18 protein-coding genes are annotated in these 23,418 nt (G+C 53.2%); 17 read left to right on the plus strand and 1 reads right to left on the minus strand.

What is annotated here, in order from left to right; translation table 11 throughout:
• Positions 1–2: 2 nt before the first annotated feature.
• From ftsL to argJ, 17 genes are all read left to right on the plus strand, one after another.
• On the plus strand, positions 3–299 hold the full coding sequence (gene ftsL, locus ABD892_RS04775) for a cell division protein FtsL (RefSeq protein ID WP_345194232.1): 297 nt from the start codon (positions 3–5) through the stop codon (positions 297–299).
• Entirely contained in the window at positions 296–2,014 is a 1,719-nt protein-coding gene (locus tag ABD892_RS04780) for a peptidoglycan D,D-transpeptidase FtsI family protein (RefSeq protein WP_345194233.1), read from the plus strand. Before ftsL ends, ABD892_RS04780 begins: the two co-directional genes overlap by 4 nt.
• Positions 2,014–3,513 (plus strand): UDP-N-acetylmuramoyl-L-alanyl-D-glutamate--2,6-diaminopimelate ligase, encoded by a 1,500-nt coding sequence (locus tag ABD892_RS04785; RefSeq protein WP_345194234.1) that lies wholly within the window; start codon positions 2,014–2,016, stop codon positions 3,511–3,513. Before ABD892_RS04780 ends, ABD892_RS04785 begins: the two co-directional genes overlap by 1 nt.
• Positions 3,510–4,883 (plus strand): UDP-N-acetylmuramoyl-tripeptide--D-alanyl-D-alanine ligase, encoded by a 1,374-nt coding sequence (locus ABD892_RS04790; protein ID WP_345194235.1) that lies wholly within the window; start codon positions 3,510–3,512, stop codon positions 4,881–4,883. The genes ABD892_RS04785 and ABD892_RS04790 overlap by 4 nt, the downstream gene beginning before the upstream one ends.
• On the plus strand, positions 4,883–5,965 hold the full coding sequence (gene mraY, locus ABD892_RS04795) for a phospho-N-acetylmuramoyl-pentapeptide-transferase (protein WP_345194236.1): 1,083 nt from the start codon (positions 4,883–4,885) through the stop codon (positions 5,963–5,965). The genes ABD892_RS04790 and mraY overlap by 1 nt, the downstream gene beginning before the upstream one ends.
• A 10-nt stretch (positions 5,966–5,975) precedes the next feature.
• Positions 5,976–7,334 (plus strand): UDP-N-acetylmuramoyl-L-alanine--D-glutamate ligase, encoded by a 1,359-nt coding sequence (murD, locus tag ABD892_RS04800; RefSeq protein WP_345194237.1) that lies wholly within the window; start codon positions 5,976–5,978, stop codon positions 7,332–7,334.
• On the plus strand, positions 7,327–8,538 hold the full coding sequence (ftsW, locus tag ABD892_RS04805; RefSeq protein WP_345194238.1) for a putative lipid II flippase FtsW: 1,212 nt from the start codon (positions 7,327–7,329) through the stop codon (positions 8,536–8,538). The genes murD and ftsW overlap by 8 nt, the downstream gene beginning before the upstream one ends.
• Positions 8,531–9,604 carry an undecaprenyldiphospho-muramoylpentapeptide beta-N-acetylglucosaminyltransferase gene (murG, locus tag ABD892_RS04810; protein WP_345194239.1) on the plus strand — a complete coding sequence of 358 codons (1,074 nt, stop codon included), beginning with the start codon at positions 8,531–8,533 and terminating at the stop codon, positions 9,602–9,604. The genes ftsW and murG overlap by 8 nt, the downstream gene beginning before the upstream one ends.
• A 40-nt stretch (positions 9,605–9,644) precedes the next feature.
• Positions 9,645–11,042, plus strand: coding sequence for a UDP-N-acetylmuramate--L-alanine ligase (murC, locus tag ABD892_RS04815; protein ID WP_425559176.1), 1,398 nt, complete (start codon positions 9,645–9,647; stop codon positions 11,040–11,042).
• Positions 11,043–11,048: 6 nt separating this feature from the next.
• A complete protein-coding gene (locus ABD892_RS04820; protein WP_345194241.1) occupies positions 11,049–12,044 on the plus strand; it encodes a D-alanine--D-alanine ligase in 996 nt (331 codons plus the stop codon).
• Positions 11,996–12,847 (plus strand): cell division protein FtsQ/DivIB, encoded by an 852-nt coding sequence (locus ABD892_RS04825; protein ID WP_345194242.1) that lies wholly within the window; start codon positions 11,996–11,998, stop codon positions 12,845–12,847. Before ABD892_RS04820 ends, ABD892_RS04825 begins: the two co-directional genes overlap by 49 nt.
• Before the next feature lie 37 nt (positions 12,848–12,884).
• Positions 12,885–14,120 (plus strand): cell division protein FtsA, encoded by a 1,236-nt coding sequence (ftsA, locus tag ABD892_RS04830; protein WP_345194243.1) that lies wholly within the window; start codon positions 12,885–12,887, stop codon positions 14,118–14,120.
• Positions 14,121–14,177: 57 nt separating this feature from the next.
• On the plus strand, positions 14,178–15,329 hold the full coding sequence (ftsZ, locus tag ABD892_RS04835) for a cell division protein FtsZ (protein WP_345194244.1): 1,152 nt from the start codon (positions 14,178–14,180) through the stop codon (positions 15,327–15,329).
• Between the two features lie 101 nt (positions 15,330–15,430).
• Complete coding sequence (gene lpxC, locus ABD892_RS04840) at positions 15,431–16,345, plus strand: UDP-3-O-acyl-N-acetylglucosamine deacetylase (protein WP_345194245.1); 915 nt, start codon at positions 15,431–15,433, stop codon at positions 16,343–16,345.
• Between the two features lie 377 nt (positions 16,346–16,722).
• A complete protein-coding gene (locus tag ABD892_RS04845; protein WP_345194246.1) occupies positions 16,723–17,658 on the plus strand; it encodes a M23 family metallopeptidase in 936 nt (311 codons plus the stop codon).
• Positions 17,659–17,705: 47 nt separating this feature from the next.
• Positions 17,706–20,426, plus strand: coding sequence for a preprotein translocase subunit SecA (gene secA / locus ABD892_RS04850; RefSeq protein WP_345194247.1), 2,721 nt, complete (start codon positions 17,706–17,708; stop codon positions 20,424–20,426).
• A 146-nt stretch (positions 20,427–20,572) separates the two neighbouring features.
• Complete coding sequence (argJ, locus tag ABD892_RS04855; RefSeq protein WP_345194248.1) at positions 20,573–21,796, plus strand: bifunctional glutamate N-acetyltransferase/amino-acid acetyltransferase ArgJ; 1,224 nt, start codon at positions 20,573–20,575, stop codon at positions 21,794–21,796.
• 73 nt (positions 21,797–21,869) lie between these two features.
• Here argJ and ABD892_RS04860 read toward each other — a convergent pair whose 3' ends face one another.
• Positions 21,870–23,177: an Arm DNA-binding domain-containing protein gene (locus tag ABD892_RS04860; protein WP_345194249.1), complete on the minus strand. Its 1,308-nt coding sequence runs from the start codon at positions 23,175–23,177 to the stop codon at positions 21,870–21,872.
• Between the last annotated feature and the right edge of the window lie 241 nt (positions 23,178–23,418).

Genomic DNA, 23,418 nt, shown 5'->3' on the forward strand with positions numbered 1-23,418 from the left:
GTATGGACTGGTTACCGCTGAAAGCTGTACTGGCGAGTATCCGACCAGGGCTGATGGCTCTGGTTTTTGCCGTATTTTGTTCAGCAGTAGCCGTAGCGTACGTGGCACATTTGAACCGTCAGGCGTTTAACCAGTACCAGGCGGAATTGAATCGGAAAAACAAGACGCAGGAGGAGTGGGGACAGCTACTGTTGCAGTACAGCACCTTGACTGCCCATGGCCAGATCGAACGGCAGGCGGTTAAGCAGCTGGGAATGGAGATGCCTCACAAGGACAAGGTGATCCTGGTAGAACCATGAACCGGCGCAGGAAAACAACCCCCTATAAAGGGCGCTTCCGTTTTGTCGAAGGCCTGATCGTGCTGCTGATTACCGTCACCATCTGGCGGGTCGCCGAGCTGCAGGTCGTGGATCGTCCTTTTCTCCAGAATGAGGGCGACAAGCGTAGTGTGCGTCATGAAACCATTCCGGCACATAGGGGTATTATTTTTGACCGGAATGGCAAGCCTATTGCTGTGAGTACACCGGTGGTTTCCATTTGGGCGAATCCTGAAGAACTGATCACAGCCGGTGCCGATGTGTCCGCACTTGCGACAGCCCTGGATGTGAATGCCAAGGATCTACGTAAAAAGCTCAGAGCCAACGCGAAGCGTGAGTTTATCTACCTCAAGCGGCAGATTGAGCCGGCAGAAGCCAAAAAGATCATGGCGTTGAAAGTGCCGGGTGTCTATTCCATTGATGAATACCGTCGTTACTATCCGGCTGGCTCTGTCGCTGCCCAGCTGGTGGGGCTGACCAATATTGATGACCAGGGGCAGGAAGGGATTGAATTAGCCTTCGATGACTGGTTATCGGGTGAGCCGGGTAAGTGGCGTGTCCTGAAAGATCGCAGAGGTCACTTGGTTCGTGCAGCTGAAGTGGTCAGCAGCGCCAGTCCGGGTAAGGAACTGATGCTGAGCATCGACCTTAGGCTGCAATACCTTGCCAATAAAGAACTGCAAAAAGCGGTACAGAGCCTGAAGGCCCGTGCCGCCTCCCTCGTAATGCTGGATGTCAAAACCGGTGAAATTCTGGCCATGGCCAACCAGCCGACGTTCAATCCGAATAATCGCAGTCGACTGAACCCAGCTGGCGTGCGAAATCGTGCGATTACTGACCAGATTGAGCCCGGTTCGGTGATTAAACCCCTGACGATAGCAGCAGCACTGGAATCCGGCCGCTATAGTGCACACACACCGATTGATACCACGCCGGGAAAAATGCGTATTGGAAAAGATACCGTCAGCGATGTCAGAAATTATGGCAAGCTCGACGTGACTGGTGTGATTACCAAGTCCAGTAATATCGGTGTCAGCAAGATTGCTCTGGATTTGGGGCCGGAGACGATTCTCTCCCTGTTCCAGAAGGTCGGGTTCGGACAATCCACCGGCGTGGCCTTTCCCGGAGAAAGCACCGGCCTGTTGCCCTATCGCATGAAATGGCGGCCGATTGAAACCGCAACGCTCGCCTATGGTTATGGCCTTACCGTTTCCCCCCTGCAGCTGGCACAGGCTTATATGGTCTTGGCCAATGGTGGTGTATTTCAGCCAGTGACTCTTTTGAAGCGTGATATACCACCTGAAGGTACCCGGGTTATGCGAGCTGACGTGGCGCATGAGGTATTAACCATGATGGAAACCGTGGTTGCCAAGGGCGGAACCGGAACGCGAGCTAAGCTGGATGGCTACTCGGTTGCAGGCAAGACGGGTACAGTGCGAAAGCTGGGGAAAGAAGGTTACACCGATTCGCGGCATATCGGTTCGTTTGTCGGCATTGCTCCGGCCGATGCACCGCGGATCGTTATGGTGGTAGTGATTGACAGCCCTGCCAATGGCAAATATTACGGTGGACTGGTCGCAGCGCCAGTGTTTTCCCGTGTGGCAGGCGAGTCTCTCCGGGTGTTGGGCGTTGCGCCAGATGAGTCGGGTGTAAAGACGTTGGCTGACGTTCAGAAGTACTCCAGGATCAAAGGTTGATGAACAGTATGCAGCATGAACAGGTGACACTGAATCGATTACTGGAATGGCTGGATCTGCCGCCGGTGGAGGCGGATGTCGCTGTCCGTGATTTGGTGCTCGATAGCCGCAAGGTGACGGCGGGAGATCTGTTCCTAGCGCTACCAGGATTGAGTAATGATGGCCGACAGTATATCGAGCAGGCTGTAGCTGCCGGTGCCTGCGCTGTGCTTGCGGAAGCTGATGAGACTTTGCCAGCGACTATTGTGCCGCTTGTAGCGGTTACCAATATCAAAGATCATCTCAGTGGGTTGGTGAGTCGGTTTTACCGGAATCCCTCTGAGCATGTGAAAGTCATCGGTGTAACAGGCACTAATGGTAAAAGCAGCTGCTGCCACTTTATTGCGCAGTTACTGAGTCGTCTTAATGCATCATGCGGTGTGATGGGCACGCTGGGCAATGGTGTTTTTCCTGACTTGGTGCCTGCCGGAAATACCACGTCTGATAATCTGTCGGTGCAGCGATTTTTGGCTGGGTTGGTGGATAGGTCAGTACCCTGGTTGACGATGGAAGTGTCGTCGCACGGCCTTCATCAAGGGCGAGTCAGTGGTATTGCCTTTAATACGGCGGTGTATACCAACCTGAGTCGCGATCATCTGGATTATCACCAGACGATGGAAGCTTATGCCGCAGCAAAGGCAGCGCTTTTCCGTTCGCCAGGTTTGCAGCACGCTGTGATTAATATTGATGATGAGTGGGCAAGTCTGATGCTGGACGCGGCGGCAGAGAATCAGGTTAACTGCATCACCTACTCAACCAGTTCAGATCAAGCAGATATCCATCTGTCAGATATCGGTTTTTCTCATGAAGGGATGGTTGCCAATCTGCATACCCCTTGGGGAGAAGGGCGTTTGTCTACTGCATTGCTGGGTAAATTCAATCTGAGCAATCTGTTGTCTGTGATTGGCGTATTGTGTCTGCAGGGATTTGCGCTGGAGCGTATTCTTACTCTCATTCCCGAGCTGGATAATGTGCCAGGACGTTTGGAAACGCTCAGTGGTGCGGCTCAGCCAACGGTTGTCGTGGATTATGCGCACACGCCTGATGCACTTCGCAGTGTGCTGGGGGCGCTTCGTGATCATGGCGGTCAGACCGTCACCTGTGTCTTTGGCTGCGGTGGCGATCGTGACAGTGGCAAGCGGCCGCTGATGACAGAAGCTGCTCTGGCTGGTGCTGATCGTGTTGTGCTGACCAGCGACAACCCCCGCACCGAAGATCCTCTGAAAATCATTGAAGATGCCGTGCGTGGTATCCCGGCTGAACTGCGTGAGCAAAAGCTGAAAGTGGTGCCGGATCGTGCCGAGGCGATTGCCACTGCCGTGGCTGAGGCCGGTAATGACGATATTGTCCTGGTCGCGGGCAAGGGGCATGAGGATTATCAGGAGATTCACGGGGTTCGTCATCCGTTCAGTGATATGCGCGAAGTCAGGCAGGCGTTGGACAGGAGGGCGGCCTCATGATTCATACTGCATTATCTGACCTTGTACAGCCACTGGCTGCTGAGCTAATGGGGGATGATGCCTGTTTCTCTGATGTCAGCATTGATACGCGGACGCTCAAGCCCGGACAACTGTTCGTAGCCATTTCCGGACCGAATTTTGATGGCCATGACTATGTTGCCGCAGCGCTAGATAAAGGGGCTGCGGGCGCTGTGGTGTCCTGTCAGCCTGAAGGTGTCAAAGGACCGTTGCTGCGGGTTGCTGATACCCGTATTGCCTTGGGACAGATTGGCGCCTTTAATCGTCAGCGCTTTAATGGTGTAGTCATGGGGATTACGGGTAGTAGTGGCAAGACATCTACCCGTGAAATGATTGCTGCCATCTGTTGCGAAGCCGGTGAAACACTGGCAACGGAAGGCAATCTGAATAATGACTTTGGCGTGCCGGTTATTCTCAGTCGCCTGGAAGAACGCCATCAGTATGCCGTGATTGAGATGGGAACGAATCATCCGGGTGAAATTGATTATGTCGCCAGGCTTGCAGCAGCAGATATCGCCCTGATCACGAATGCCAGCGAAGCCCATCTTTCTGGTCTTGGGAGCCTTGCCGGCGTTGTGGTCGAGAAAGGAGCTATTTTCGATAGTTTGCCTGCCGATGGAACAGCGATTCTCAATACTGATGATCCAGCCTGTGGCGAATGGTTAGAGCGTGTTCAGCAGCAGCCTGCACGGAAAGTTCTACGTTTCAGTCTTACGAATCAACAAGCCGATTGCTATGCCAGTGAGATTCGTTCGCTCGATGACGGCATGCATTTCACCCTCCATATGGGAAGTGAGTCGGCGAACGTACATTTGCATTTCTGGGGAGAGCACCAGGTCGCCAACGCCTGTGCGGCGGCTGCGGTTGCCCTGTCGGCTGGATTGTCACTCAGTATCATTGTTCAGGGCCTTGAAACAGCACAGCCCTATCTGCGACGTGGTCAACGCTTCCGTGGCCAGAAAGGCGCATTGGTCATTGATGAAAGCTACAATGCCAACCCCGCCTCAACCCGTGCCGCGATTGATGTTCTAGCGGCCTGCCAGGGTGAAAAAATCCTGGTGCTGGGTGATATGGCAGAGCTGGGTGATCAGGCTGAATCCGAACATCACTTGATGGGGCAGTACGCCCGTGAAGCCGGCATCGATGTGCTGATGACATATGGTGAGCAGTCCCGATTGATTCAGGAAGGCTGGGGTGGCGCAGGCGCACATTTTCCTGCAAAAACGTTGCTGATTGATGAGCTTTTGCCTCGTTTGGGGGCTGAAGTGGCTGTTTTGGTGAAAGGATCCATGTCCATGGGAATGAATGAAGTGGTCAGGGCTTGTAAAAAGCCGGAAGAGGGGAATCGCTGATGCTGCTATGGCTGGCGGACTATCTCACGCAGTTTTACAGTGGGTTTTCAGTCTTTAAATACCTGACCCTGCGGGGCATTCTGGGCGTTCTCACGGCGTTGGGGATTTCCCTGTACCTCGGTCCTGTGATGATTCGCAAGCTGAGCTTTTACCAGATCGGTCAGGCTGTACGTGATGATGGCCCCCAGTCGCACCTGAGCAAGGCGGGCACCCCGACCATGGGTGGGGCGCTGATCCTGATTGCTATAGCGATCAGTACGCTGCTGTGGAGTAACCTGCAAAACCAGTACGTGTGGCTGGTGCTGGCAGTCACACTGGGTTTTGGTGTGATTGGCTGGGTGGATGACTATCGCAAGGTGGTGGAAAAGAACTCCCGCGGATTGCCGGCGCGCTGGAAATACTTCTGGCAGTCTGTGCTGGGTGCGGGCGCAGCCATCTACCTCTATTCGCTTGCGTCTACGCCGTTGGAAACTGCGTTGATTGTCCCCTTCTTCAAGACAGTTGCCTTGAATATGGGGCCGTTCTTCATTCTGTTTGCCTATCTGGTCATTGTGGGAACCAGTAATGCGGTCAATCTCACCGATGGACTTGATGGCCTGGCAATCATGCCGACGGTACTTGTTGGTTCTGCATTAGGCATCTTCGCATACCTCAGTGGTCATGTTGAATTCGCACGATACCTGCATATTCCCTACATCAGTGGTGCCGGTGAGTTGGTGATCTTTACGGGAGCTCTGGCGGGCGCCGGGCTGGGGTTCCTCTGGTTTAACACCTATCCGGCCCAGGTATTTATGGGGGATGTCGGTGCTCTGGCGCTGGGCGCTGCGCTGGGTATTATCGCCGTTATCGTCCGGCAGGAGATTGTGCTGTTCATCATGGGCGGTGTGTTTGTGATGGAAACCGTCTCGGTCATTCTGCAGGTGGCTTCTTACAAACTGACAGGGCGCCGTATCTTTCGCATGGCGCCATTGCACCATCACTATGAATTGAAGGGCTGGCCAGAGCCCCGAGTGATTGTCCGTTTCTGGATTATTACCCTGATTCTGGTGTTGATTGGTCTTGCAACTCTGAAAATTCGTTAAGGATAGTGCGTTGAACGGGCAGCTGATAGGCAGTGACAAGCGTCGGATCATCATAGGTCTTGGAAAGACCGGGGTAGCCTGTGCCCGCTACCTGGCTGCCAGGCAGTTGCCTTTCAGTGTGGTGGATTCCCGTGAATCGCCCCCCGGCCTTGATGCGTTTCGTCAGGAGTTCCCCGATGTAACGGTCATCACAGGTTCATTTGATGCAGAATTGCTTGCCTGTGCGGATGAACTGATTGTCAGTCCTGGCGTTTCCCTTAAGGAAGCGGCAATTGCAGCGGCCATTGCCGTCGGTGTTGAAGTCGTCGGCGATATTGAACTGTTTTGCCGAGATGCCGCTGCACCGGTAATAGCGATCACCGGCTCCAACGGCAAGAGCACGGTAACGACGCTGGTGGGTTTGATGGCTGAAGCGGCCGGTATCAATGTCGGTGTCGGCGGAAACATCGGCGTGCCTGTTCTGGAACTTCTGGAGAATGGGGGGAAATCACTCTATGTGCTTGAGCTCTCCAGTTTTCAGTTAGAAACCACGTACTCATTGCGTGCGCAGGTAGCGGTAATGCTAAACCTGACGCCGGATCATATGGATCGCTACAGCAGTGTGGCGGACTATCATCAGGCCAAGCAGGTGATATACCGAGGTTGCCAGTCTGCGGTGTATAACCGCGATGATGCCCTGAGTTATCCACTGGTGCCTGACTCTGTACCACAAATCGCTTTCACACTGAAAGAGCCGGATTTGAACCAGTTTGGGCTGCGTCATGAGCAGGGGCAGACTTGGCTGGCACATGGTTTCGAATGCTTGATGCCGGTCAGTGAAATCCGTATTCGTGGCAGACATAACCATGCCAATGCGCTGGCGGCACTGGCCATCGGGCATCAGGCAGGTTTTCCTTTGCCTGCAATGTTGGAGGTGCTCCGCACTTTTCCTGGCTTGGCTCATCGGTGCCAGTGGGTGTCAGAAAAGGATGGCGTCAGCTGGTTTAATGATTCCAAGGCCACTAATACCGGTGCAGCCATTGCTGCCATTGAAGGCTTAGGTGCAGATATTGAAGGCAAGTTGGTATTGATTGCCGGAGGCGACGGGAAAGGCGCTGACTTTTCAGAATTATGTGATCCTGTCAATCAATACGTCAAAGCTGTGATTGCGATCGGAGCCGATGGCCCTCGGCTTGCGGAATGCTTGAATGGCTCTACGACACTGTATGCAGCTGAATCCATGTATGACGCAGTGACAATGGCCGGTGAAATAGCAGAAGCGGGAGACGCAGTACTCCTGGCACCCGCGTGCGCCAGTTTCGATATGTTCCGTAGTTTTGAAGAGCGAGGTGAAGTCTTCGCGCACCTGGTGGAGGCTGCCCATGGTTGAGTGGCTTCAGGGTGACTGGATCAAGCGTCTGCGATTCCCACAGCTGGAGCCGTCTTGCCTGGTGGCCGGCAAGGATCGGCAGGTGCTGGATTATCCCTTGATTGCCTGTGTTTTGACGCTGTTGCTAATTGGTCTGGTGATGGTCGGATCGGCATCGACTGGTATATCCAGTGCGCATTACGGTTCTGCGTTTCACTTTTTCCTCAGGCAATGTGTGTTCATGGCCGGCGCCATTGGTGTGATGGGGATGGTACAGGTATTCCCGATTGAGCTCTGGCAGCGCTGGAGCGTGTTGCTGTTGGCGCTGGGTTTTTCCCTGTTAGTGCTGGTGTTGTTTGTTGGTCGGGAAATCAATGGCAGTGTTCGCTGGATCCCGCTGGGATTCTTTAACCTGCAGGCCTCCGAAGTCGCCAAGATTTGCATTGTGATTTATATGGCATCGTACTTGTCCCGCCGCCAGGATGAAGTGCGTGATGGCTGGTGGGGGTTTCTTAAACCGCTGATTATTTTGCTCTTCGCCATGGTGTTACTGCTGGCTGAACCTGATTTTGGTGCAGTGGTTGTGCTTATGGGGGCTGTGCTGGGCATGGTCTTTTTGGCGGGCGCAAAATTAAGGCAGTACTTTGTTTTGATCTTGGCTTCTCTGGCCGGTATTGCACTTATCGCAATCAGTCAGCCATACCGGATGCGCCGATTGACGACGTACATGGACCCTTGGGCTTACCAGTTTGAAAGTGGCTACCAGTTGACGCAATCACTGATAGCCTTCGGCCGCGGCGGTTGGTTTGGTGAAGGGCTGGGCAACAGTATCCAGAAACAGTTTTACCTGCCGGAAGCGCATACAGACTTTATTTTTGCCGTGATTGCGGAAGAGTTCGGATTGCTGGGCAGTGTCTTAGTGATTATGCTGCTCGCTTTTGTCAGCTGGCGGGCCATGCGCATAGGTTACCTGGCGGAAAAGGCCGGACAGGTGTTTTCAGGGTATATGGCTTACGGTATCGGGTTACTGCTCGGTATTCAGGTCTTTATCAATATTGGTGTAAGCACCGGACTATTGCCGACCAAGGGGCTGGCGTTACCGTTTTTGAGTTATGGCGGCAGCAGCCTGTTGATCAGTTGTCTGGCCGTGGGGTTGCTGGTGCGGATTGATTATGAACGACGGATCTTTGCCTCCGGGGCAGTCAAGGAGGTCAAACATGATTGAGCAGCGTAAACCGGTTTTTATCATTATGGCCGGCGGCACTGGTGGCCATATTTTTCCTGCGCTGGCTGTGGCAGAAGCGCTACAGGCTCAGGGTTATGGTATTCACTGGCTAGGTACCCGTGATGGCATGGAGTCTACTCTCGTGCCTGCCCATGGCTTTGATATTTCCTACATGCCGGTAAAAGGGATTATGGGGAACGGGATGCGTGCCATGTTGCAGGCACCCTTTAGAGTCACGGCTTCTGTGCTGAAAGCCATCAAAGTCATGCGCAGCATGAACGTGGTTGGTGTGCTGGGTATGGGCGGTTTTGCGTCGGGACCGGGTGGTGTTGCGGCGAAATTGCTGGGTATCCCGCTGGTTATTCATGAGCAGAATGCGGTTCCCGGTTTTACTAATCGTATTGCTTCGCGGTTTGCCTCGCGAGTGCTGGAAGCGTTTCCGGGTACCTTTGATCCCAATGACAAAGCCATTTTTACCGGTAACCCGGTACGTAATACGATTCTGGCTGAATCTGAAGATGACTCCGAAGCAGGATCATTAAAACTGCTGGTATTAGGGGGGAGTCGTGGCGCGCTGGCGATCAACGAATGTATCCCTGCAGCGCTGGCATTAGCCAAGGAGTCGGTCGAGGTCTGGCATCAGACGGGTGCCGGAAAGGTGGATGAAACTCAGGCTATTTATGAACGTTGTGGTGTGACCGGGCGTGTTGAGCCCTTTATCGACGATATGGGGGCGGCTTATCGTTGGGCGGACCTTATTGTCTGCCGTTCCGGCGCACTGACTGTGGCTGAGCTGGCGAATGCCGGCAAACCGGCCATCCTGGTGCCGTATCCCTGGCACAAAGATCAACAGCAGCTGCGTAATGCCCGTTACCTGGTGGACAGGGGCGCGGCCGTCCTGCTGGAACAAAGCGAATTAAGTGACGTGAAGTTAGCAGAATTACTGGATAAATATGCGCAGGCGCGTGAACTCCTGCGCGATATGCGTCAGGCAGCCTTGGGCTGCGCACGCCCTGAAGCGACCGAAACCGTGGCACAGCAGTGTCGGGAGGTGGCGCTTGGCTGATCTTAACGGCCGGTCAGTGCCGGTATTTGCTATCCCCGAGATGCGCCGCATTCGCCGTATTCACTTCATCGGTATTGGAGGTGTTGGCATGTGCGGTATTGCGGAGGTATTGAAAAACCAGGGTTACGATATCTCAGGTTCCGATCTGCGGGAGTCCCGTGTGACGGCACGCTTGCGTGATCTCGGTATTGAGGTCTTTATCGGGCACGAACGTGAGCATGTGCAGAAGGCGGATGTCGTGGTGGTGTCGTCAGCGGTACAGGAAGACAATCCCGAGTTGGTGACTGCTCGCGAACAGCGTATCCCGGTAGTGCCCAGGGCGGAAATGCTCTCTGAATTGATGCGTTATCGCCATGGTATTGCCGTAGCCGGCACTCATGGGAAGACGACAACAACCAGCTTGATTGCTTCGGTATTGGGGCAGGGCGGACTGGATCCGACCTTTATTATTGGCGGAAAGTTGAACTCGGCTGGCACCAATGCACGGTTGGGTGGTAGTCGCTACCTGGTAGCTGAGGCCGATGAAAGTGATGCATCGTTTCTGCATCTGCAGCCGATGGTGGCGGTTGTCACCAATATCGATGCTGATCATATGATGACTTACGACGGTGACTTCAGCCGCCTGAAAAAGACCTTTGTCGATTTTCTGCATAATCTGCCGTTTTATGGGTTGGCGGTCATGTGTATTGATGACCCGGTCATCCGTGAATTGCTTCCGGAGATCAAGCGACAGGTGATCACTTACGGAATGTCTGAAGATGCAGACTTCCGAGCCATCGATATCGATCAGAACGGGATGGAAAACCGTTTTCGTCTGGTGCGTAAGGACCGTGACGATGTGCTCGATATCCATCTGAATATTCCCGGTGAGCACAACGTCCTGAATGCACTGGCGACCATAGCGGTGGCCAGTGAAGAAGGCGTTAGCGATGAGCAGATCCGTGAAGGTCTGATGCAGTTCCAGGGTGTAGGGCGTCGTTTCCAGGTTTATGGTCACTATGAGACTGGCGTCGGCAATGTCATGTTTGTCGATGATTACGGCCATCATCCCCGCGAAGTAGCTGCCACTATTGCTGCGATTCGCAAGGGCTGGCCGGATAAACGACTGGTCATGGTGTACCAGCCGCATCGCTTCTCCAGAACCCGGGATCTGTATGATGACTTCGTCGAGGTGCTCTCACAGGTGGATGTGCTGCTGTTGATGGATGTTTATCCTGCCGGTGAAGAGCCGGTGCCGGGTGCCGATGGTAGAAGTCTGTGTCGCAGTATCCGACAGCGGGGACGTGTCGATCCGGTGTTTATCCCCAGGGGGGAGCCTGTAGAGCCGGTATTGGCAGATTTGTTGCGCGATGATGACCTGCTGATCACCCAGGGGGCGGGTGATATCGGTGTGTTGGCGGCTGACCTTGCGGAGAACGCATTAAAACTGAAGGCGTGAAACTGAATGAGTGAACAATTTGACAGGGATGAACAAGGGGGCGGTATGGATGCACTGGGGCGTGTGGCCGTTCTTTATGGCGGTACGTCGGCTGAAAGGCAGGTATCGTTGCATTCCGGTGGTCGGATTCACGCAGCGCTTCAGAGTCTTGGTGTTGACAGTATCCTTATCGATACTGAGGACGGCCTGATCAGCCAGCTGCAGACGATCAAGCCGGATCGCGTATTTCTGGCGTTGCATGGCGGTGATGGTGAAGATGGCACGGTGCAGGGTGTGCTGGAGTATATGGGGATTCCGTATACCGGCAGTGGCGTGAAAGCGTCTGCACTGGCCATGGACAAGTATCGCAGCAAGTTGATCTGGCAGAGCATTGGTCTGCCGACCCCGGAATACCAGCTGGTGACGGGCGATGTTGATATTGATGATTTGCCTGTTCCCTGTTTTGTAAAGCCGAATCAGGAAGGCTCCAGTATCGGTATGACCCGGGTGAATACCCGTGATCAACTGGCCGATGCCATTCGCAAAGCAGCGGATCATGGTGAGCAAGTGCTGGTTGAGCGTCTCATCGAAGGTGCTGAGTTTACCGTTGCCATTCTTAACGGTAGCGCCTTGCCAGCCATACGGCTTGAGACTGACAACGTGTTCTATGACTACGAGGCCAAGTACCTCTCGGATGGAACTCGTTATCATCTCCCTTGCGGCCTCAGCGAGGAGAAGGAGTGCGAGTTGCGAGAGTTGGCGCTCCGGGCGTTCAATAGTCTCGGCTGTCGTGGGTGGGGACGTGTGGACGTGATGCAGGATGGCGAGGGTCAGTTCTGGCTGCTGGAAGTGAATACGATCCCTGGTATGACGGACCATAGTCTTGTACCCATGGCGGCCCGCGCGTCAGGGCTGGAGTTTGAAGATCTGGTGCTGGCCTTGTTGCAGGCATCCGGTCAGCAGGAGAACGGGACATGGAAACCCGGTTATACGCCCCGGATCGAGATGGCCGTGACCGACTGAAAAGTCGGGTAGCGGGCAGGCCAGCCAGGAAAATCCATGGTGCCAGCCGGTTGGAAGACCGGCAGGCGTCTGTCAGGCGCTGGACTCAGCGAGGCGCACAGGCCGCCAAGCTGTTGTTGGCTGGAATGGTGATTGGCGCGTTTGTCTGGTCATTGCCCTGGCTCTGGAATTGGCTCGACAGACCGATAGTAAGTGTGAAAGTAGAAGGCGAATTTCGCTATCTACCGAAAGAAACGGTACAGGAGCAGGTTACACCGTTTTTGGCAGAGCGGTTTTTCCGCCTGAATGTGGCGGGCCTGCAAACCGCTTTGCAGAGCGTGCCGTGGATTAGTCGGGCAAAAGTCCGGAAAGTCTGGCCGGAGACCTTGAGTATCCGGATTCAGGAACAGGTACCGGTAGCTCGCTGGAAGCGGGGCGGTGTTTTGAATGGCGATGGTGAAGTGTTTCGGGCGAATGATCTGAGCCGCTTTAGTGATTTGCCATTGCTCTATGGTAAAGAGGCTGCTGCGCCACAGGTGATGCAGCAGTATATGACATTGAACCAGCAGATTCGCCCTTTAGGTCTGGCAATGACAGCTCTGGGGCAGCGAGAGACGGGAAGCTGGTGGTTTCAGATTGGTGATGTTGAGGTCAACCTTGGGCATCGCGATCTGGTGAAGCGAATGCAACGATTTGTGCGTTTTTATCATGTATTGCTGCAGAAACAGTGGCAAGATGTGCGGCGCGTGGACTTGCGCTATCGCGATGGTATAGCGGTTTCCTGGAACACGAATGACGGAAGCAGAGTAAATCGCAGTAACTGATGAACAGGTAAACGTTGAAGCAACAGGCAGGTTACGCATGACGGCGACGGGAAATGGAAGAATGATTGTCGGTCTGGATATCGGGACTTCCAAGGTGGTGGCGCTTGTGGGCGAAATCACGGATAGCGGTGATATCGAGGTGATCGGCATTGGCTCGCACCCTTCGCGGGGATTGCGGCGAGGCGTCGTGGTCAATATTGAGTCAACGGTACAGTCTATCCAGCGCGCGATTGAAGAGGCGGAGTTGATGGCGGGCTGCCAGATTCACTCTGTTTATGCCGGTATTGCGGGCAGTCATATCCGTAGTCTCAACTCCCACGGGATTGTGGCCATTCGTGAGCGTGAAGTGACCCGAGCCGATATGGATAGGGTGATTGATGCGGCACAGGCTGTGGCTATCCCGGCAGATCAGCGCATTCTGCATATCCTGCCTCAAGAGTATGTGATTGATACGCAGGAGGGGGTCAAGGAGCCTCTGGGAATGTCGGGCGTGCGACTGGAGGCCAAGGTGCATCTGGTCACCTGTGCTGTGAATGCTGCGCAGAATATTGAGAAGTGTATCCGTCGCTGTGGTCTGGAAGTTGAGGATATTATTCTTGAACAGCTGGCTTCCAGTTACTCGGTGCTGACTGAAGATGAGAAAGAGCTGGGTGTCTGCCTGGTTGATATCGGTGGTGGTACGACCGATATTGCGATCTTTACCGAAGGTGCGATCCGCCATACTGCCGTGATCCCCATCGCCGGCGATCAGGTCACTAATGATATCGCTATGGCGTTGCGTACCCCGACGCAATTTGCTGAAGAGATCAAAATTAAGTACGCCTGCGCTCTCACCCAGCTCGCGGGTGCCGATGAAACTATCAATGTACCCAGTGTCGGTGAGCGTCCTCCGAGGGAGCTGTCCAGACAGGCCCTGGCTGAAGTGGTTGAGCCCCGTTATGACGAGCTCTTTACCTTGATTCAGGCGGAGCTGCGTCGTAGCGGTTTTGAAGAATTAATTGCAGCCGGCATCGTGCTGACCGGCGGCACGTCCAAGATGGAAGGTGTGGTTGAACTGGCCGAGGAAATCTTCCATATGCCAGTTAGGCTCGGCGTTCCCCAGAGTGTTCGGGGGATGTCTGATGTTGTGCGCAATCCGATTTATGCCACAGGTGTTGGTCTTCTTCACTATGGTCTGAAAATGCAGGGTGAAGGGGATATGGCCTTTGGTTCAAAGAAGCAGGAAGAGCCCGTTCTGGCGAAGATAAAACGCTGGTTTCAGGGGAACTTCTGATTGTTTTAGGGAAGTAATTCTATAAAAATGGACAGTTAAGAGAGAAGGAGATTTGTCATGTTCGAACTGGTCGATAATGTACCGCAAAATGCGGTCATAAAAGTGGTCGGTGTCGGCGGTGGCGGCGGTAACGCTGTCAATCACATGCTCAACAGTCAGGTTGAGGGTGTGGACTTTATTGTGGCCAATACAGATGCGCAGGCGTTAAAGCATCTCAATGCTCGAACCTTGTTGCAGTTGGGTACAGGTATTACTAAAGGTCTTGGTGCTGGTGCAAACCCGGAAATCGGGCGTCAGGCGGCATTGGAGGATCGTGAGCGGCTGGCAGAAGTGCTGTCGGGTGCGGATATGGTTTTCATTACTGCCGGTATGGGCGGTGGTACCGGCACGGGTGCTGCGCCTGTTGTGGCTGAAGTTGCGAGGGAGCTCGGTATTCTGACAGTCGCCGTGGTCACGCGTCCCTTCCCTTTCGAAGGTCGAAAGCGGATGACTATTGCGGACCAGGGTTTGAAAGAGTTGGCTGAGCATGTGGACTCCCTGATCACCATCCCCAATGAAAAGTTGCTGCCCGTGTTGGGTAAGGATGCAAGCCTGTTATCTGCGTTCTGTGCCGCAAATGACGTACTTCAGGGGGCGGTACAGGGTATTGCAGACCTGATCATTCGTCCCGGCATGATCAATGTCGACTTTGCGGACGTGCGGACAGTGATGTCTGAGATGGGCATGGCGATGATGGGTACCGGTAATGCGACTGGCTCGAATCGTGCGGTGGAAGCTGCAGAAGCGGCGATTCGCAGTCCTCTGCTGGAAGATGTGGATTTGCAGGGTGCGCGGGGTATTCTCGTGAACATTACTGCAGGCTTGGATTTCTCCATTGGTGAATTCACAGAAGTGGGCAGTACTGTTGAGCAGTTTGCTTCTGATGATGCTACGGTGGTAGTGGGTACTGTTATTGATCCGGAAATGTCGGATGAAATCCGTGTTACAGTGGTAGCAACGGGGCTTGGTAAGCCAGAGCAGAAAGTCAAGAAAGTGGTTGATAATGCCTCTAAGACTGCTGATGGCAACGTGAACTACAGCGAGCTTGATCGTCCTACCATTCTGCGTAAGAAAGCAGTTGCCGGTAGTGATGTTGATGGATCGCCGAGTGCTAAGACGGATACGGACTATCTGGATATTCCGGCATTTTTACGCCGCCAGGCTGATTAAAGCCTGTGCGGTCAAGATGTAACACTTTGTAAGGCGAGATTACTCTGCTAGAATGGCCGATTATTGACTATTTTGTGCAGATGCAAGCTAACGGCTGGGTCATGATTAGACAGCGAACGCTCAAAAATATTATTCGTGCTACAGGAGTAGGGCTTCATTCCGGTGAGAAGGTTTACCTGACGCTGAAGCCTGCGCCTGTCGATACCGGCATTGTATTCTGTCGTACCGATCTGGATCCTGTAGTTGAAATTCCGGCGCGTGCCGAGAATGTAGGGCAGACGACACTCTGCACATCTCTGGAAAAAGACGGTGTGAGAGTTGATACCGTTGAACACCTTCTGTCTGCGATGGCGGGCCTGGGTATTGATAATGCTTACGTTGAAGTGACAGCGCATGAAGTGCCTATCATGGATGGCAGTGCGGGTCCCTTCGTCTTTCTGATTCAGTCTGCGGGTATTGAAGAGCAGTCAGCGGCGAAGAAATTTATTCGCATCAAGAAGAAAGTCACTGTAGAAGAGGATGGCAAGACCGCCACCTTCGTTCCCTTTGATGGTTTCAAAGTGACGTTCAGTATTGATTTTGATCATCCAGTCTTCAAGGGGTTGGTGCAGCGCTCCAGCATCGACTTCTCCAGTACCTCCTTCGTTAAAGAGGTGAGTCGAGCCCGTACGTTTGGCTTCATGAAAGATATTGAGTTTTTGCGTTCACAGAATCTGGCGCTCGGTGGTAGCGTTGATAATGCCATCGTTGTTGATGAGTACCGCATTCTCAATGAGGATGGCCTTCGCTATGATGATGAGTTTGTAAAGCATAAGATGTTGGATGCGATTGGCGATCTGTATCTTCTGGGTACCAGTCTGATTGGTGAATTTATTGGGCATAAGTCTGGTCATTCACTGAATAACAAGTTGTTGCGTGCACTGATTGCTGATGAGTCTGCTTGGGAAATGGTGACGTTCGAAGATGCGGCCAGTGCGCCTATTTCCTATGCCCGACCTACGTTGGTTGTGGCTTGATATTGTTCTGCTTCTCTCTTTTTAAGCCACCTTTCAGGGTGGCTTTTCTTTTTCCTGCTTATGTGAATAAAGCTTTTGAAGTGGCGGAAATTGGCTATGGTGTTCTAGATTTTAAGTGGTAGCCGTCAGTTTTTTTGAGTAAGTGTGTTCGTTTTTTTTTTTTTTTTGAATGGGCAGCTGCTTAGTGTTTCTGAAGTGATGTTTGCTTGTTGAATTCTGTCCGCGACGTGCTTCAGTTGCGGGGGGGGGTGGCTAATGCTAGAGTTGGCCGGCTTGATGTTTTATTTGGAACGGTTCCACCGGTTTGGCTGTATACAGGGCTGGGCAGAACTGAACAATATAACTGTGAAACAGGTATAGACCCGGTTAATGTGACAATGAAGATAATTGTTGTCAGCCAGCAGCATGGCAAGAGCCAGACCATCAATTTAAAGCCACGAAGATTGGCGGTCTTCGGGGTTTTTATTGCGGCTGTTATTTTGGCTTCTGGTTATTTTTTGGCCTGGTCGATGGTCAACGTTAATGTCGGTGGCTCACTGACAGCGAGAGAGTTGTCTCAGTGGCAAAAGACTATTGCGCTTCAGCAGAGTGAAATCGAAAAAGTTCGTGGCAACGCTAGCCTTGAGATTGATGCGCTGGCCGTTCAGTTAGCCCAGATTCAAGGTCAGATTCTCCGTCTGGATGCGTTGGGTGAACGTCTCACCGCTATGGCAAAGCTGGATGCAGGGGAGTTTGACTTCAGTTCACCAGCCGCTCAAGGTGGGCCTGACGAGATGACAGAGTCTGGCATCAGTTATCAGCCACCAGATTTTGTATCGTTAATTGATCAACTTGCCATGCAGGTTGATAAGCGTGAAGAACAGCTCAATATCCTCGAAAACCTGTTGCTTGACCGAAAGCTGCAAGATGATGTCTATATAGCAGGGCGTCCTATCAAGAAAGGCTGGATGTCTTCTCCGTTTGGCCGTAGAACTGATCCGTTCAGTGGGCGGCCTGCCTGGCATAAAGGTGTTGATTTCGCGGGTAAAGATGGCTCAGATGTCATAGCCGTTGGCTCTGGTGTTGTGACCTGGGCGGGTAAGCGAAGTGGTTACGGCAATCTTGTTGAGATTAATCATGGTAATGGCTATGTCACCCGCTATGGTCACAACAAGGACATTCTGGTTAATGTTGGCGATATTATCAGCAAGGGGCAGACCATAAGCCTGATGGGTAGCACGGGGCGTTCAACAGGCCCTCATGTACATTTTGAAGTGCTGGTGAATGGTCGTCAGGTAAACCCGGCTCGTTATATATACCGTGCCAGCCGTTAATTCATTATTTTTTTCGGGATTCGATCAGTTTAGGCATTACTGAAATTATGTTGGCACCCCTAATTAAGAAAGTTTTTGGCAGTAAAAACGACCGACAACTCAAAAAAATGGGCAAGGTGGTCAAAGCCATTAATGCCCAGGAAGACGGACTTTCGCAGCTGACTGATGAGCAGTTGCAGGCTAAGACCGCTGAGTTCAAGGCGCGCATAGAGAAGGGGGAAACCCTGGACCGCATCATGCCTGAGGCATTTGCTGTATGTCGTGAGGCGAGTAAGCGTGTCATGGGTATGCGCCACTTTGATGTACAGATGATTGGTGGTCTTACCCTGCATGAAGGTCGCATTGCAGAAATGCGTACTGGGGAAGGTAAAACCCTGGTTGCAACATTGCCTGCTTATCTCAATGCACTGTCCGGCAAAGGGGTTCATGTTGTTACGGTCAACGACTACCTGGCAACCCGTGACGCCAACTGGATGCGCCCTCTGTATGAGTTTCTGGGGCTAACGGTTGGTGTTGTGGTTCCGATGCAGGGGCCGGAAGACAAACGCGCTGCCTATCAAGCGGATATCACTTACGGAACCAATAACGAATTTGGTTTTGATTTCCTGCGTGACAATATGGCTTTCAGTGCAGAGGATAAGTTCCAGCGCCCTCTGAATTTTGCCATTGTGGACGAAGTTGACTCCATTCTAATTGATGAGGCGAGAACCCCGCTCATCATCTCAGGTCCTGCAGAAGACAGTTCTGAGCTTTATAAGCGTATTAATCGTCTGATTCCGAAGTTGACGCGTCACTATGAAGAGGGTGAAGAACAAGGTCACTATCAGGTTGACGAGAAAACACGGCAAGTTGAATTGACCGAAGAGGGACATCAGTTCATTGAGGAGCTGTTGACTCAGGAGAGTCTGCTGCCAGAAGGTGAGAGCCTCTATGCGTCCAATAACCTGAACCTGTTGCATCATGTGAATGCCGCACTAAAGGCGCATGTACTGTTCCACAAAAACGTTGATTATATTGTCAGCGGTAGTGACATCCTGCTGGTGGATGAGCATACAGGTAGAACCATGCATGGTCGTCGCCTGTCAGAAGGTTTGCATCAGGCATTGGAGGCAAAGGAAGGGGTATCCATTCAGGCAGAAAGCCAGACGTTGGCTTCCACGACCTTCCAAAACTACTTCCGTTTGTATGAAACGCTATCTGGTATGACCGGTACCGCCGACACGGAAGCCTATGAATTCCGCCAGATTTATGGACTGGACGTAGTCGTGATTCCGACCAATAAGCCGATGTCGCGCAACGATCTCAATGACCTTGTTTTCCTGTCAATTCAGGAAAAGTACGATGCGATCATTGAGGACATCACAACGGCCATGAACGAAGGTCGGCCGATTCTGGTGGGTACGGCGTCCATTGAATCTTCTGAACTGCTGTCTGCGGCGCTGAAAAAGGCCAAGATCAACCATCAGGTTCTCAACGCCAAATACCACGAAAAGGAAGCGGAAATTATTGCCCAGGCAGGGCGTCCCGGTACGGTGACTATTGCCACAAACATGGCTGGTCGTGGTACGGATATCATTCTTGGTGGTAACTGGGAAGCCGAAGTGGCAGCGTTTGATAACGCCACTCAGGATGACGTTGATCGAATAAAGACGGAATGGAAAAAGCGCCATCAGCAGGTGCTGGATTCAGGTGGTTTGCATATTATCGGCACCGAGCGTCACGAGTCCCGTCGTATTGATAACCAGTTGCGCGGCCGAGCCGGTCGTCAGGGTGACCCCGGTATTTCCCGTTTTTACTTGTCGCTAGAAGATAACCTGATGCGTATTTTCGCTTCAGACAGAGTTAAGAACTTTATGAAAGCGATGGGGATGGAGAAAGGTGAAGCGATTGAGCATCGCATGGTCACTAACGCCATTGAGAAGGCCCAGAGAAAGGTCGAAGGGCGTAACTTCGACATTCGTAAGCAGTTGCTGGAATATGATGATGTAGCTAATGACCAGCGTAAGGTCGTTTATGCCCAGCGGGATGAGTTGCTTGAAGCGGAAAATGTGGCAGATAGTATTGCAAATATCCGTGAAGAAGTGATTGAAGAAATCATCAATGAATATATTCCACCACAAACTTTAGAAGAACAGTGGGATATTTCAGGGCTGGAAACCCGGATTGCTTCCGAGTTTGCCGAAAAGCTGCCAATTGCTGAGTGGTTGGAAGCAGAAGACCACCTGGAAGAGGAAGGGCTGCGGCAGAGGATTCTCGAAAAAGTCGTTGCTTCTTACCAGCGGAAAGAGGAAATGGCTGGTGCTGAAGCGCTGAGGGCATTCGAGAAGCATATCCTTCTACGGATTCTGGATGATAAGTGGAAGGAGCACTTGGCGACCATGGATCATTTACGTCAGGGGATCCACTTGCGTGGCTTTGCAGCGAAGAACCCGAAACAGGAATATAAGCGTGAGGCGTTCGAGCTGTTCCAGCAGATGCTTACTGATATCAAGCATGAAGTGATTCGCATTCTGTCTCATGTCCAGGTTCAGGATAATGACCAGACAGAAGAAATGGAGCGCCAGCGTCGTGAAGAGTTGGCGCGTAGGATGCAATTCCAGCATGAACAGGCCGCTGCTATTGAGGCGCCATCCGGCGAAGTGCAGTCCGCAGGTGAGCAGCAGCCTGCGCAGCCGTTTGTCAGGGATAGTAAGAAGGTTGGTCGTAATGAGCCATGCCCTTGTGGCTCAGGCAAAAAGTACAAGCAGTGTCATGGCAAGATTGTCTAACAAATAAATTGCCAGGCGATGGATCGCAATGCCTCCCAGGATGGGGGGCATTGTTTTATGTGGCCAGGATGCCAAAGAACAATAATCAGTGACTCATTTTGTGGTTGCCAAGTGGTACAAGGCAGTTATTACGAGGACTATCTGTGATGGCGTCAGAACAACCCCTTATCCATGCAATGTATCCTGTGAAAGGCTTTCGGCTGGGTACAGTGGAAGCCGGTATACGGTACCCGAACCGTAAAGACCTTGTGGTCATGACCTGGCCCGAAGAGGCCTCTGTAGCTGGCGTGTTTACCCGGAATCGCTTTTGTGCCGCGCCCGTTGAGTTGTCCCGACAACGCTTGGCAGGCGCTCCTTGCGCATTGGTTGTCAATACTGGCAATGCCAATGCTGGAACCGGAAAGCAAGGCCTTGAGGATGCTGAAACCTGTACGGCGAGGTTGGCAGAAGTGTTGGGCTGTTTGCCGGAGCAGGTGCTGGCATTTTCCACAGGTGTGATTGGCGAGTATATGCCGGTACCGACGTTACTGAGTGGGCTGCCTGCCTGTGTTGAGCGCTTGGCGGAGTCGGAAGTTGCCTGGTATCAGGCCGCTGAGGGGATCATGACAACGGATACGCGTCCGAAAGGTGAATCTGTCTGCTTTGAGCATGAAGGTGCTGTTTACACACTGACGGGAATTGCCAAGGGGGCAGGTATGATCCGGCCGGATATGGCAACCATGCTGGCCTTTATTGCCACTGATGTATCTATTGAGGAAGCACTCCTCCAGCAGGTTTTAAATGAAGCCACCAATCGTTCTTTTAATCGTATAACGGTCGATGGAGATACATCGACGAACGATGCCTGTCTGCTGGTTGCCACAGGGTCTGCTGGTAATGAACACATTGTAAATACAGAACAGCCACTTTATCGTGTTTTGAGCGAGCAGGTAGCCATGCTGTGCCAGCGTTTAGCGCAGTCGCTGGTTCGTGATGCCGAAGGAGCGACGAAGTTTGTCAGTGTTGTCGTTGAGCAGGCTGGTTCACGTCAAGAGGCGTTGGAAGTAGCTTACACTGTCGCCCATTCTCCGTTGGTGAAAACGGCTCTTTTTGCCAGCGATCCTAACTGGGGTCGTATTTTGGCAGCCGTCGGTCGCGCAAACATTAATGATCTGGATGTGGCAAGCATCTCTATCTTCCTTGGTGATGTCTGCATTGTGACCGATGGCGGTGTTGAGCCTGATTACCGGGAGGCTGCTGGTCAAGCGGTTATGGATCAGGTGGAAATCGTAATCAGAATAGTGTTGTCGCGTGGAGGGGCCACAGAAACGGTCTGGACATCTGACCTTTCGCATGACTATGTCTCTATCAATGCCGAATACCGGACATAGCTTAATAAATTTATTGAAATCAAACAGTTAAAAATCAGTCTTCCTGTGTGGGGCAAATTTGGGACATAGCCGTTTATGTCGCTATTGCATCGCTCAGGAAGCCCGTCATCCGCTGGTTCATTTTCCGTTGCTCTGACGCGCTCGCCTCAGGCATCCAGACGGCGTAAGTCCGTTCCAGTTCGCGGACGCTCTGGTGTCCCATCTGCCGGGCCAGGTAGCTGCGATCCATCCCGAGGCTGACGTTCCAGCTGGCGTAGGTATGGCGAAGCTGGTACAGCGGACGGTAACGAAACGCCGGATCCTTTTTCTTGGCCCGCTCTGTCCATAATCCCCATTTGCGCCTCAGGGTATCCGGTCGGTAGCCGTCCCGGTTACGGCCGCGCCGCTGGGCCTTCTGGGTAAACAGCAGCCGCAGTATGAAATCACTTTCCTGCCGGTTGTCGCCGTTGAGCTTCGTCACGGTGACCGGTTCCAGCATGCTGACCCTGTGCAGCTGATCCTCCAGGCAGGCAATGGCTTCCGGGTAGAGGTCGATCACCCGCTCCCTGTTGGTCTTTGGCAGTTTGTGTAGCCCCTGGTTGGTGACACTCCGCTGAATCCTCAGTGTGCCCTGCGCCAGATCCACATCCTCCACGGCCAGCGCGCAGAGTTCGCCCGGACGCAGGCCGGTCAGCACCATCAGGTTGAGAATGTTGCGGTCCTGGGGATTCTGGCAGCACGAGAGCAGCAGCTGAAACTCCGCCAGGGAAAAAGGATCCGGATCCCGGCTCACTTCCCGCAGCCGTTTGGCTTCACCGGGGAGCCGCTCACCACAGGGGTTGTAATCATTGGTGACCATGAAGGACAGGAATTGTCGCAGCACCTGCATGGTGGTGTTCAGGGTGCGCACGGTGTACTGCTCCGCCATGGCGGCCCGTACCCTGGCGACATCCTCGGGGCGCAGGGTGTGGGTGAGGCGTTCCTCCCCGAGCAGGCGGGTGCAACGCTGGAGCAGAAAGCGCTGGGTGACACGGGTCTGGGGGGAGAGGGTGGCCTGCTTGATCTCGAAAAACAGCCTCGCCAGTTCCGCTACCGATGTGTCGGGACGGGTCAGGCCCAGGGTTACCGCCCGGATGCTGCCGGGGAAAAAATGGGCATAGTCGAAGGTGTTGGTGGCGATCGCATAAAGGATGGCGTTACGTTTGTTCTCCGCAAAGCGGATGTTCTTCTCTGTCGGTGGCAGCTTTACCGTTTCCCGGTACCGTTTGCCGCGCCACATGAAACTGATGCGCAGGCTGCTTTTGCGAATCTCGATGCCCCTGGGGGCCGGGCTTCCGGCCGCCAGCCCGGTATGGGCGTGCCGCCGTTGCCGGGTTTTCTGTGATTGACGTTGTCGTGTCATCGCATGACTCCTCAATGATGCCGTAATGACCGGAGCCGGCGTTGTGTCCGCCAGGCTTCGGGCCTGTCCGCCCGGCTCTGTGACCGGGCCGTATCACCACCCCGAACCCGGACGGCGCAGTCTGGTCACTGGTGCCCGGTGCGGGGGTGTGATAGTAAGACGGAAAAGACGTGCCGGCAGTTCCCCGGGATCATCGGTGCAAAAGGGGGGATGGCTGTGGGTGGCAGGGCGGGAGGCGGGA

The sequence above is a fragment of the Kistimonas scapharcae genome (assembly GCF_039540975.1).
Classification (GTDB): domain Bacteria; phylum Pseudomonadota; class Gammaproteobacteria; order Pseudomonadales; family Endozoicomonadaceae; genus Kistimonas; species Kistimonas scapharcae.